Annotated in this window: 12 protein-coding genes and 1 pseudogene; 8 read left to right on the top strand and 5 right to left on the bottom strand. The window is 60.7% G+C overall.

The annotated features are described in order from the left end of the window. Positions 1-112: 112 nt before the first annotated feature. Positions 113-2,824: an AAA domain-containing protein gene (locus J3P93_RS12030; RefSeq protein WP_434597633.1), complete on the bottom strand. Its 2,712-nt coding sequence runs from the start codon at positions 2,822-2,824 to the stop codon at positions 113-115. A gap of 341 nt (positions 2,825-3,165) precedes the next feature. Between J3P93_RS12030 and J3P93_RS12035 the strand changes: the two genes are divergently transcribed. The 4 genes and pseudogenes from J3P93_RS12035 (at position 3,166) to J3P93_RS12050 (ending at position 6,936) form a co-directional block, all read left to right on the top strand. Next, positions 3,166-3,606, top strand: coding sequence for a MerR family transcriptional regulator (locus J3P93_RS12035; RefSeq protein WP_434597635.1), 441 nt, complete (start codon positions 3,166-3,168; stop codon positions 3,604-3,606). A gap of 56 nt (positions 3,607-3,662) precedes the next feature. Further along, positions 3,663-4,895, top strand: a complete 1,233-nt coding sequence (locus J3P93_RS12040; protein ID WP_434597637.1) for an NADH:flavin oxidoreductase/NADH oxidase family protein — start codon at positions 3,663-3,665, stop codon at positions 4,893-4,895. 130 nt (positions 4,896-5,025) lie between these two features. Then, positions 5,026-6,033, top strand: a complete 1,008-nt coding sequence (locus tag J3P93_RS12045) for an NAD(P)-dependent oxidoreductase (RefSeq protein WP_434597639.1) — start codon at positions 5,026-5,028, stop codon at positions 6,031-6,033. Between the two features lie 97 nt (positions 6,034-6,130). Further along, positions 6,131-6,936: pseudogene (locus tag J3P93_RS12050) on the top strand (transporter). Positions 6,937-7,035: 99 nt separating this feature from the next. Here J3P93_RS12050 and J3P93_RS12055 read toward each other — a convergent pair. Continuing rightward, positions 7,036-8,202 carry an MFS transporter gene (locus tag J3P93_RS12055; protein ID WP_434597641.1) on the bottom strand — a complete coding sequence of 389 codons (1,167 nt, stop codon included), beginning with the start codon at positions 8,200-8,202 and terminating at the stop codon, positions 7,036-7,038. A 95-nt stretch (positions 8,203-8,297) separates the two neighbouring features. Here J3P93_RS12055 and J3P93_RS12060 point away from each other — a divergent pair, with 95 nt between their 5' ends. Next, positions 8,298-9,191, top strand: coding sequence for a LysR family transcriptional regulator (locus J3P93_RS12060; RefSeq protein ID WP_434597643.1), 894 nt, complete (start codon positions 8,298-8,300; stop codon positions 9,189-9,191). A 32-nt stretch (positions 9,192-9,223) separates the two neighbouring features. Here the strand turns inward: J3P93_RS12060 and J3P93_RS12065 are convergent, their stop codons facing one another. Further along, positions 9,224-9,454, bottom strand: a complete 231-nt coding sequence (locus J3P93_RS12065) for a hypothetical protein (RefSeq protein ID WP_434597645.1) — start codon at positions 9,452-9,454, stop codon at positions 9,224-9,226. A 207-nt stretch (positions 9,455-9,661) separates the two neighbouring features. On the opposite strand from J3P93_RS12065, the gene J3P93_RS12070 reads away from it, so the two are divergent. After that, positions 9,662-9,889, top strand: coding sequence for a PLD nuclease N-terminal domain-containing protein (locus J3P93_RS12070; protein ID WP_090283861.1), 228 nt, complete (start codon positions 9,662-9,664; stop codon positions 9,887-9,889). 59 nt (positions 9,890-9,948) lie between these two features. On the opposite strand, the gene J3P93_RS12075 is transcribed toward J3P93_RS12070, so the two are convergent. Then, positions 9,949-10,191 carry a hypothetical protein gene (locus J3P93_RS12075; RefSeq protein WP_434597647.1) on the bottom strand — a complete coding sequence of 81 codons (243 nt, stop codon included), beginning with the start codon at positions 10,189-10,191 and terminating at the stop codon, positions 9,949-9,951. Next, a complete protein-coding gene (locus tag J3P93_RS12080; protein WP_394502883.1) occupies positions 10,188-10,442 on the bottom strand; it encodes a DUF6555 family protein in 255 nt (84 codons plus the stop codon). The genes J3P93_RS12075 and J3P93_RS12080 overlap by 4 nt, the downstream gene beginning before the upstream one ends. A gap of 377 nt (positions 10,443-10,819) precedes the next feature. Between J3P93_RS12080 and J3P93_RS12085 the strand changes: the two genes are divergently transcribed. Together J3P93_RS12085 and J3P93_RS12090 are read left to right on the top strand one after the other, a co-directional pair. Next, positions 10,820-11,995, top strand: coding sequence for a zinc-dependent alcohol dehydrogenase (locus J3P93_RS12085; protein ID WP_434597650.1), 1,176 nt, complete (start codon positions 10,820-10,822; stop codon positions 11,993-11,995). 35 nt (positions 11,996-12,030) lie between these two features. Next, positions 12,031-12,183: a hypothetical protein gene (locus tag J3P93_RS12090; RefSeq protein WP_434597652.1), complete on the top strand. Its 153-nt coding sequence runs from the start codon at positions 12,031-12,033 to the stop codon at positions 12,181-12,183. Positions 12,184-12,190 lie beyond the last annotated feature (7 nt).

A 12,190-nucleotide genomic window follows, 5' to 3' on the forward strand; every position in this document is an offset into this window, starting at 1 on the left:
AAGTTGTCCGTTGCCCGGGCGGCACGCGTGGTTGCGTTCGAAGCATGTGATTTGCATTTCAAAAGTCCGTTTTGCCAAGGATGTATCAGGGCTCACACCTGTGCCCAAGTGTTTACGCGCCATTCGCAGGACTGGCCCACTGCCCGACAAAATCGGCAACCTTGCGCGCAATGTCACTCTCAACCGTCCGCAGCCGCAGAACAGGGATGCCACTTTTGGCCAGGATCTCGTTTTTCATGGCGTCCCGGGCTGCCTGCACCGGGTGATCATGGTAGCCACCGTCGACCTCGATCACGCCTACCGGCTGCTTGCCCACTTTGAAATAAATCACGAAATCGCAACTGGCGCGCCTCATGAACGCTCGCTGGGCTTGCGTCCAGTCGAGGTTGACCGGCGATGCAAGCTTTTCCAGCCGGATTTGCGTGTGGTATTTCAGTGCCCGACACGCCGGGGCTGACAGCGCTTCGCGCAGTAACTGTGCGACGATCTGCTCGGACTTGTAACGTGAATCTTCAGACCGCAAGCGGGCGTTGAGGCGTGCCAGCGATTGGTCATATTCGCGGTACAGCAGGTCAAACGCCGACACCACTGGCGCGCGGATGATTTGCTCGTCTCGCGCGTAATAGCTGATGTAGCGGATCAACGCGGCAATGTGGCCATTATTGTCAGTGAACACCTCGTCACCCGTCACCAGGGTGAAGCGATTTTTAGCCCGTGAAACGGCCACATTGATCATGCGTGGGTCGTCGACGAAATCCAGGCGTCTACGCGCCTGGTTGTAGCGTTTTTTGTCGAGCACAGTGGAGAAGACGATCTCGTCGCATTCGCGACCCTGAAACTTGTGCACGGTGTCCTTGACGAAGTCCGTCGGCAAATGTGTGTCGGACAGGTTGACCTGCGCGCGGAACGGGGCGATGTAACCGCGACCTTCGCCGTCTATGCCCACCGCGTGCTCCTGGTCCTCAAGCACCTTCAGCAGCGAGTCCAGTTCCCGCAGGTTGGTGTTCTGCCTGGCGTGGTTGCCCTTGGCGGTCACCACCAGGCGCAGGGGGGCTTCGCCCTTGTCCTCGGTCATCGGCACCAGTGCATTGTCATAGAATTGCTGGTTGCAGAACTGGATGATTCGCGGATGGCAGCGGTAATGTTCTTTCAGCAAAGTTCTGGGCAGCGCGTCCTGGAACACCGCAATGCAGGATTCCAGCAGGCTGTATCGCTCGCAATCGTAGCCCGCTGCGGGCGCCTCAAGCCCCAGAACCACCGGGATATGCGGCAACTGGCGGTTGTCTCCGACGACTATCAGGTTCTTCGCGCAGCCCAGTGGCAGGATGCCCGGAACGATGTCCTGCAACGAGGCTTCGTCGATGATCACGTAGTCGAGCACTGCTCCCGGCGCGATTGAGTTGACGATGGAGTGCGTCCCGCTGCCAAGGATAGGGAAGCGCTGCACGAAGGCATCGAAATGCTTGCAGTAGGTTTTGACATCGAAGCTGTCAGACGGCGGTACCTGAAGTTGCAGTTGTTGCTTCAGATGATGCATGGACGCTGTTGTCAGTTCTTTCAGCAGGGTGGTGAAATCTGCCCGTGCCAACGATTCACGGCACGCCCGCAGTTGCGCTTCCTTGTCCCGAAGCGATTCGTCGTAGTAGTGCATTTGCAGTGCATGAAAAACGGCCATGCGCGTCTCGCCCTCGGCGAATGGCCTGGTGCGCAGGATCCTGAATTTAAACAGCAGCTCGATGCGATCCTTGAGGTGAATGCGTTGCTCGCCGAGGTAAGCCAGGTAGGCCATGAGGTCGGCAATCTTGCGTGGCGTCAGGCCGTACTTGTTGAGCGAGCCTGTGACCTTCACATCGCTTTCTGCCTGCCACTGCTGCAAGTAACGGCGCTCGATGAGCAGTTCGTCCAGCTCGATCTGCAGTTGTGCCGCCCTGTTGTGATCATGCAAATGCTGCTTCAAGCGAGTCAGCAACGTCTGAATCTCATCCAGGGACGGTGCCGGTTCGGTCGCGCTTGATGGCCACGCAGGCAGATCGGCGAAGAAAGCCTTGCGTTTGTCTTGGTTGCCAAGCTTGGCGACCAAGTGGCCCAGGCCGTATTTCTCCAGCTTTTCGTAGACGTTTTCCACAGCAGCATTGTTGTTGGACAGCACGGCTACCGTCTGCCCACGTAACACGATATTGGCCAGGATATTGAGGATCGTCTGGGTCTTGCCGGTCCCTGGGGGACCTTCGATCACGCTGATTTGCGCGCTGAACGCGTGCTCGACCGCCTGAAGTTGACTCTCGTTGAGCCCGAACGGATAGATGAGCCCCTGACCTGGCGCTAGCGTGCCGATGCGCCCCGAACAATAGGCTTGCAAGGCAGTGCCAGCGATGGACGGCAGTGATTCGAGCTGGCGCAGCACATTGCCAGCAATGTCACGATCCGTCTTCGACTGCGCCTGATCCTGTCGGGCATTCGCCACGGTGGTGAAGTAGCGAAATACCGGCGAGTCCTTCATTGAGGTCAGGGCGGCAAAGCTGATGCCATTCATCTTGAAGACATACGGCTTTTTCCCGCCCAGGTAGTGCACAACCGCGTATCGCTCGCCGTAAATCGTAGCTTTGGCGATGGGCTTGAGAAACCTGCTACCGGCCTTGTGCAGCATCACATTGGTCAACTCCCGAGTGGGAGAGACCTGGCAATCGCTGAGTGGGTGGCTGGATTTTTCCTTCGAGGGGGAACGACAGGTCAGTTCCAGCGCCTGGCATTGGTCGCTCCAGCGAATCGCCCAGTCGCTGATCGAGGCGGTCTTGTCCTCACCCTTTACCTGAATCGAAGCCATCTTCCATATCCCTATGTGCATGACATTCGGCGTCCGCGCCGAATACGACTTTTTGCGTAAAGGCGCATATTGCCATCATTGCAGGCTGGGTCGATAGTCGATTCGTGCGCTGGGTCGACCGCTGTTCGTTAACAACGGCTTCGAATAAAACCGACCAGATCCCGTCGTAAACCGGGTTATTTCGACATCGTCAGTTCCAGCCTTGTACTCGGTCGCCAATCTCCGACAAGTACATTGGTTTACCCAGCAGAGCGACGTTTGCAGCCGTGTTGCCTGGCCGCTTGATTACTTGAGGTTTAGCATCATCTTCAAAGTCAGGAGTTATTACGGGAAAAAATGGCATGAGAATCGGCGAACTGGCGAAAATCAGCGGCTTGGCACCGTCACGCATCCGCTTCTACGAGGCCAGCGGTCTGATCAGATCGGTGGCGCGCAAAGCCAATGGCTATCGCGATTACGCCCCCGATACCGAGTGGGTGCTGGAGATCATCACTGGCGCGCAGGCTGCCGGATTTTCCCTCGACGAAATTCGCCAATTGATGCCGATGAACGCCAATGGCTGGCAGCATGATCAGTTGCTCAGCGGCCTCAAGCAAAAGGTCGCGGAAATCGAAGTTCTGCAACAACGGCTGGCCCGCAACAAGCAGCAACTGTTGCAGGTGATCAAGGGCATCGAAGGCAAACCCGAGGGCATGGCCTGTGCGGACAATGCGCAGCTGCTGATCAATCGTCTGCGCGAGGAGGGCGTGGCGGGTGCTTCTGGTCCTGCAAAAAACCGTTGACCTTCAAGTCGACTTCAATCTTATGGTGGCTTCCTCTCCACTTGAGGACTTGCCCCATGAACGTGTTCGATACGCTGCTCCTGCCCAACGGTTCGACCATCAAGAACCGCATTGCCAAAGCCGCCATGGAAGAAAACATGGCGGACGCCGACCAGGCGCCTTCGGTCGAACTGATGCGTTTGTATCAGGCGTGGGCCGACGGGGGTGCCGGGCTGATCATCACCGGCAACGTCATGGTCGACGGGCGCGCCATGACCGGGCCCGGTGGCGTGGTGTTGCAGGATGATCAGCAACTGGAAAAATTCAGGCGCTGGGCGCACATCGGTCGATCCGGCGGCGCGCAGTTCTGGTTGCAGATCAATCATCCGGGGCGTCAGATGCAGTCCAGCCTAGGGCAAAAAACCTGGGCGCCGTCATCGGTGCCGCTGGATCTGGGCAAGCTGTCCAAGCGTTTCGCTACGCCTCACGCGATGACCCAAAGCGTGATCGAAGAGGTTATTCAGCGCTTCGCCAACACGGCGCGCCTTGGCGAGCAGGCCGGGTTCACCGGCGTGCAAATCCACGCCGCCCATGGCTATCTGTTGAGCCAGTTTTTGTCGCCGCTGACCAATCAGCGGACGGACGAGTGGGGCGGTTCGCTGGAGAATCGTGCACGGCTGCTGATGGCAATCGTCAAGGCTGTGAGGAGCGTGGTTTCGGCGGAATTCGCGGTTGCGGTCAAACTCAACTCCGCCGATTTTCAACGTGGCGGCTTCACCGCCGAGGATGCGAAAAAGGTGGTTGTACTGCTCAACGACTCAGGTGTGGATCTGGTGGAGCTGTCCGGTGGCAGTTACGAAGCGCCGGCCATGCAAGGCGTGGTACGCGATGGCCGGACCCTGGCCCGCGAGGCTTACTTCGTCGAGTTTGCCCGGGACATCCAGACCGTCGCGAACATGCCAGTGATGGTCACCGGTGGCATCCGTCGCCGTGCAGTGGCCGAAAGCGTTGTGCAGAGCGGCGTCGACATGGTCGGTATCGGCACGGCGTTGGCCATCGATCCGCAGCTGCCGCGTGACTGGCTGCAAGGCAAGGACAACGCTCCCCAACTGCCGCCAATCACCTGGAAAAACAAAGCCATCGCCGCCCTGGCGAACATGGCGGTGGTGAAGTTTCAGCTGCGCAAACTCAGCCAGGCGAAAAAGCCTGATCCGAACGTGTCACCTTTGTGTGCGCTGATTTTGCAGCAGATCGGCCTGGCCTTTCGCACCCGGCAATATCGGCGCTGGGTGGAAAAACGTTCGATGTAAGTCTCGCCGGTCGAACGAACGCGCGGCCATGCGTCGGTTCGCCTCGCAACAAACCCAACGCATTGGAACCCTCATGCCCGGGCGCGCACCAACGCTAGGTTGCGACCCATAAAAACGCGGAGGGATTCCAATGTCAGTGCATCCAATTCTGTTCATGGGCGGTTCCGGCGCCATCGGTCACCGCTCGGCCAAAGCCTTGCTCGCGGCCCATCCCGACGTGCCGTTGCTGATCGGCGGACGTGACTTGACCAAGGCACAGCAAGCCGCCGAAGAAATGGGCGGGGCCGAGGGTGTGGTCATTGACCCGGCTGCGGAAGATCTCGGATTGGGCGATCGCCCGGTCAGCGCCGTGGCGGTTTTCTACATGGATCACACGCTGGCGGGGCTGCGGTTTGCGCAGAAGCGCCAGGTGCCGCACCTGAGCATTTCCTCGGGGGTATTCGAAATGGCGCCGCAAATTGCCGGCTACATTCACACCCCGAATGCTGCACCGATCGTGCTGGGTTACGAGTGGATGGTCGGCGCAACGACGGTGGCAACGCTGCACCTCGCGAAGGCGTTTGCGCGGGTGCGCGATATTCGCATCAACGCGTTGGTCGACGAGCAGGACGGCGGCGGGCCGACCGTGGCCGCTGACTTCGAACACCTGAACAGAATGCTCCCCGCCGCGCTGACCCGACGCGAGGGGGCGTATGTCTGGCGTGAGGGCGAGGAGGCGAACGTCAGCTTCCGCGCGCTGGACGGTACGTCGATGCAGGCCAGCGGCTTTTCGTCGATCGACGTCGCAGGTCTCGCCGCCGCCACCGATGCGGCGAATGTGCAGTTCAATCTCGCCAGCGGCGTCAGTTCTTCGCGGCGTGCGGGGCGGCCGATGTCGACCGAGATTCTCATCGAAATGGCCGGCGAAGGGCCCGACGGGCAAGCGTTGCACACCCGGCATGCGCTCGTTCATCCGGCAGGCGCCGCCGCGCTGACCGGGCTGAGTATCGCCATGCTGCTGGAGCGCCTGATCGGGCTCGACGGCTCACCGCCCACTGCGCCAGGTCTGTACTTTCCTTATCAGCTGCTGGATGCCGCAGAGTACCTGCGGCGTTTGGGTGAAGAGGGCGGTGAGTTGCTTGAGTTGAGCCAGAACTAAGGCGGATTCTGCGAGCCTGCGGTTGTCCGAAACCCTGGACAGCCCTTTTGAGATTCCTGACTAAACTTTCATTCCATCAAGCGTAACGGGAGTTCTCATGAAGAGAGCCATAGGTGCTGCGTCTTTGCTTGCGATAGGGATGGTGCCGGGTGCTCAGGCTGAAGACTCGGCGGAGCTGGCCAAAAAGGCGCTCAACCCGGTCGCGGCCATGTACAGCCTGCCGGTGCAGTACAACTGGGACCAGAAGATGGGGCCAACCGGTGATGGCATGCGCAGCACCACCAACATTCAGCCGGTGCTGCCGTTTACCCTCAACGATGACTGGAACCTGATCTCCCGCACGATCCTGCCGGTCATCGATCAGCACGGCCTTGCACCGAACGGCGCGGCGGACAAATCCGGCGTTGGCGATATCACCCAGAGCTTTTTCTTTTCGCCCAGACAACCCACCGAAAGTGGCTGGATACTCGGCGCCGGCCCGGCGATTCTGATCCCTACCGGCAGTGATGAGCTGTTAAGCAGCGAGCAATGGGGAGTCGGCCCGACCGCCGTCGCCCTGAAACAGGAAAACGGCTGGACCCACGGCATCCTCGCCAATCACATCTGGGGGCTGGAGGGCAGCCCGCCGGACGATAAGGACAAGGTCAACCAGACCTTCCTGCAACCGTTCCTTTCCTACACTACCAGCACCTTGACCACTTGGGGGTGAACACCGAATCGACGTACAACTGGCAATCGCGCGAGTGGTCCGTACCGGTCAACCTCACGGTGACGCAACTGCTGAAAATCGGCGGGCAACCGCTGACGGTGCAAGCGGGGCCGCGCTACTGGCTCGACAGCCCGGATGACGGGCCGCAAGGGTGGGGGGTTCGGTTTGCGGTGACGTTGTTGTTTCCGCGCTGAAATTGAGGTGCTGCTCAGGCCGTCATCGCCAGCAGGCTGGCTCCCACAGGGGGTTCGTATTGATCACGAGTCCGATGCGGTAGCCAGTCTGCTGCTTTCTCACGCCACCGCAGCCGCAGCTGCTCTGGCGCGCCAGACAAACCCCAACACCATCAACAACCCCAGCCCTGCCATTGCCGCGCCAGCCAGGGAAATCGCCGGATAGCCCAGCCCTGCGTTGATCACCGCGCCGCCCAGCGCCGCACCGATCGCGTTGCCGAAGTTGAAGGCGCCGATGTTGACTGCCGAGGCGAGGTTGGGGGCGTCTTTGGCGGCTTCCATCACGCGCATTTGCAGCGGTGGCACCAGAGCGAAGCTGGCGATGCCCCAGATCAGGATGGCGACGGCGGCCGGCAGCGGCCAGCGCATCAGCACGGTGAACGCCAGCAGGACCACAATCAGCGCGCTCAGCGAAACGATCAGGGTGCGATCGATCGAGCGGTCCGCAGCCTTGCCGCCCCACATGTTGCCCAAGGTCAGACCGACACCGAACAGCACCAGCATCGCGGTGATGTAAGCGGTGGAGGCGTGGGTTTCGCTGCTGAGGATCGGCGCGATGTAAGTGAACACGGTGAACATGGCGCTCGAACCGACCACGGTCAGGGCCAGCGCGCCGAGCACCGGGCCGCGGCCCAACACGCGAATCTCCGCCAGTGCTCCGGCGCCTTTTGGTGCCGGCAGGTTGGGCAGGGCGAACCACAGCGCGGCCATGGTGATCACGCCGAGGCCGGTAATGCCCCAGAACGCGGTGCGCCAGCCGAACATCTCACCGAACCACGCCGCCAGCGGCACACCGCCGATGGTTGCCAGGGTCAGGCCCATGAACATTGCCGCCACGGCGCCCGCACGTTTCTGCGGAGCGACGACGCTGGCCGCGACGACCGAGCCGACACCGAAGAACGCGCCGTGGTTGAGTGACGTCACCACCCGCGCGGCCATCAGGCTGTAGTAGTCGGTGGCCAGCGCCGACATCAGATTGCCAAGGGTGAAAATCGCCATGAGCCCGATCAGCAAATAGCGTCGCGGGATTCTGCCGGTGGTCAGGGTCATCAGTGGCGCGCCAAGCAGAACGCCCAGCGCATAAGCACTGACGAGCAGCCCGGCGGCCGGAATGGAAACGCCGAGATCGGCCGCGATGCCGGGCAACATGCCCATGGGCGCGAACTCGGTGACGCCGATGCCAAAGGCACCAATGGCGAGTGCAACAAGCGGTGGATTGATACGCATGGAAAATCTCCTCATCTATGCCGCCAATGCTACGATGCGAGCGTTTGCGGCGGTAGACCGCGATTTTGGCAATCACCTTTGCGCAGGAATCACAAATGGACGTCGGTGGTCGATCAGGTGAAATGGACGTGTTCGTCACAGTGGCTCGCGAGGGCAGCTTGTCGGCTGCCGCGCGCGCATTGGGGCTGACGCCCTCGGCGGTCAGCCGGATCATCGCGCGCACCGAGCAGCGTCTGGGCACGCGCCTGCTGTTGCGCACCACTCGGGCGCTCACGTTTACCGCCGAAGGCGAGGCATTTCTGCGGGGCGCCCGGCGTATTCTGGCCGACATGGCCGAGGTCGAAGACGCCATCGCCGATCAAGGCGTGCCGCGCGGCCGCTTGCGGGTCAGCGCCGCCCTCGTTCATGGGCGGCTGGCGATCGTGCCGTTGGTTGCCGCCTTCAGCGCGCGCTACCCGAACATCGTGGTCGACCTCACCCTGGGCGATGAAGTCGTCGACATTCTCGGTGGCCAGGCCGACGTCGCCGTGCGCTTCGGGCATTTGCCGGACAGCCCGTTGACCGCGCGCAGACTCGGCGTCACCGGTCAGGTGGTGGTGGCTTCGCCCGACTATCTTGAGCGCCACGGTACCCCGCAGGAACCGGAAGACTTGCTGCGGCACAACTGCCTGCGCTTCAATTTTCGCCGCGCCGAACCCAACTGGCCGTTCATTCGCGACGGCCAGGTGTTTTCCTTGAAGGTCAGCGGCAGCATCGAATGCAACAGCGGCGAAGCGCTGGCGCAACTCGCGCGGGGCGGCGCCGGCATCGCGCGGATCGGCGAGTTCAGCGTGAAAGAGGATCTGCAGCGTGGCGAGTTGATTTCACTCTTGGAAGACTGGAATCCGGGCGATGACGAGCCGATCCATGCGGTGTTCGTCGGCGGTCCCACGATGCCGGCGCGGGTGCGTTTGTTTGTCGACTTTCTGCTGGAGCATCACCGGATGTGAGCACTGGCGGCGTCAAGGCCCGGATGCGCGATTCAAGCCCATATCGCAGTTTCTGTATTGATCTCGGCGACCAGCGTGGCGTTGAACTGCCGCTGCCGATGCAAGTCATCGCGCATCATGGCGAAGTTGAATCTTTTTGCGCCCAACTCTTTCAGTACCAGGCCGGAAACCCGGTAAATGCCGCAGTCGGAACAGTCGACGAGCTGGCCGCCATGGGGCTCGTCGGTCTTCTGTGCTTCTAGTCCGCATAGGTAGCATTTCATGGCTGTTCTCCCGGTTTTGTGATGTTCAGGAGATCGTCCGGCCAGGACAGAAGTTTCATCAGCAAGCCCCAGACCGGGAATGGATTCGGATCTGCTGCACGGGCCGATTCACCTTGGCAGATCACGGCTATCCACCTTATGCAGGATTTTTTGAACGCTGATTTGATCGCACAGCCCAATGCATACCAGTCATTGGAGGAGTGCGCCATGAACGAGGCAACGAGTTACTTTTCGATAGCGGTCGCCGTGATCATTCTGCTGGTCGACCTGTGGGCGATTGTCAGTGTGTTTCGCAGCGAGAAAAGCGTCGGCACCAAAGCGGCATGGGCCATCGGCCTGATCGTGTTCCCGGTGTTGGGCCTGATCGTCTGGGGCATCGCCGGCCCGCGCGGCGTCAAGGAAGGGCCGTCATCGCCGGAACACAGCAAGGGCTGAGCGGCACACCTGCAACACCCGTCGAATGGCGGGTGTTGTTGTTTCAGCGCTTTCAACGGTCAGCTTCGCGAGCGTCTGCGCAGCTGCATGAAGGCCTGATACGCCTCGGTGCGCTTGGCGTCCGCCACAGCCTTGGCCTGATTGAAATGCTCCCACATCGCCGCGTTGCGACTGCTCTCGTCGAACAGTCGGTAGGCGATTTCCTCGAGGCGGTCCGCTTCGTAGAACAAGGCGTTGATCCGCGCCGGTTCGTCGTCCTCACTCTCACTTAAAAAGCCAGCCGATGACGTCGTTGAAGTCATGATGAAGCCTCCGTCCACACCAAAGCGGTAGTCTCGCGCCATTTCACCTCAGTGATGCCAAACCGTTCTGCCTGCGGTTTTGAAATGGCTTTCAGCGGCGGTTTTCCCGGTTTGGGGATCGGCGCAATACCCGCATCACAACTCGCCCAATGCCACGCATCCGCGTTGCTCATGTTTTTAGCGCGGATGACAAATGACCGGGGCTGACCGTGAAGCAAGTATTCAATGGTGAAAATATCCGTACGACTCATGAGTTCCTCCTTAGGCTCATAGCCAAAGGAGTTGGCGGGCGTGGAAAAAATTCCAACGAGTTTACCGGTGGTCGGTAACAGAAGATCAAGAGCCCCTCATCGGAACGCCGCCCGCCTAGCCCTCTCCCGGAGGGAGAGGGGACTGATCGCGGGGGATGCGAGAGCTACGCCGATGTGCAATACCGAGTCGAATGCAAATTTTGAAACCAACCAAATCGGCTCCCTCTCCAGGGGGAGAGGGCTGGGGTGAGGGGCGGCTCCAACACAAATCCCACGCGGAAAACCCGACCACTAATCAGCCAATCCAAAAAGCTGATGAAACCTTGCCGCCCAACCGCACCTCAACCCATAAACCCACCACCCAACGGGAGAAGACAATGAAAGCCATCGTCTTTCACGGTATCGGCGACATACGCCTGGACGACGTTCCGGACCCGACAATCCAGGACTCCACCGACGCCATCGTCAGACTCACCGCCTCAGCCATCTGCGGCACCGACCTGCATTTCATCCGCGGCAGCGCCCCGGACATGCAACCCGGGACCATCCTCGGCCACGAAGGTGTGGGCATCGTCGAAGCGCTGGGCAGTGACGTGCGCAACCTCAAGGTCGGCGATCGCGTACTGATCCCGTCGACCATCGCCTGCGGCAACTGCGCCTACTGCCGCGCCGGTTATTTCGCCCAGTGCGACGTCGCCAACCCCAACGGCAAAACCGCCGGCACCTCGTTTTTCGGCGGGCCAAAAACCACCGGCCCATTCCACGGCCTGCAAGCCGAAAAGGCGCGTATCCCGTTCGCCAACATCGGCCTGATCAAACTCCCCGATGAGATCAGCGACGACCAGGCCATCGCCATGTCGGATATCTGGCCCACCGCCTGGTTTGGCGCGGAGATGGCCGAGATCAAGGACGGCGATACTGTCGCCGTGTTCGGTTGCGGCCCGGTCGGCCTGTTCGCCATCGTCAGCGCCAAACTGATGGGCGCAGGCCGTGTGTTCGCCATCGATGGCCTCGAAGATCGGCTGACACGCGCACAGGCATTGGGCGCCGAGTGCATCAATTTCGAACAGGAAGACCCGCTCGAAACCATCGCCCGCCTGACCGGCGAGATTGGCGTGGATCGCGCCATCGATGCGGTCGGCATTGACGCCAATCACGCCCACCACGGCGCCCACGAACCGGCGCAATGGCAGCCGGGCGATGAGCCTTCGCAAGCCCTGCAATGGGCGGTGCAGGTGGTGGCCAAGGCCGGCACGGTGTCGATCATCGGCGTGTACCCGGCCGGGTTCGACAGCTTCCCGATCGGCGCGGCGATGAACAAGAACCTGCGCCTGAACATGGGCAACTGTCACCACCGCAAGTACATCCCCAAGCTGATCGAAATGACCTTGGCCGGCCGTGTCGATCCGGCGAAAGTCATCACTCAGGACGAACCGCTGACCGATGCGATATCGGCGTTCAAGGCGTTCGATAAACATCAGCGTGGCTGGATCAAGGTCAAGCTTGAGCCCGGTGCCGGCAGCGCCAGCGCCGTTAAACCGGCGACGGCGTAATCAACCTGTTCCCCAACCCCCGTCAGGAGACACCTATGAAAACCCTCTGCGTATGCCTCAGTTTCTGCTCGATGCTGCTGCTGCAAGGCTGCTTTGAAGGCTCGAACGATGCGCCCAACAAGGAAGGCGACAAGAGCAAGGCTTCGTTGCAGATACAGCAAGGCGAGTCGGCCGAAGAGAAAAAGTAATCGCGTT

The organism is Pseudomonas sp. R3-57 (assembly GCF_051132065.1).
Classification (GTDB): Bacteria; Pseudomonadota; Gammaproteobacteria; order Pseudomonadales; family Pseudomonadaceae; genus Aquipseudomonas.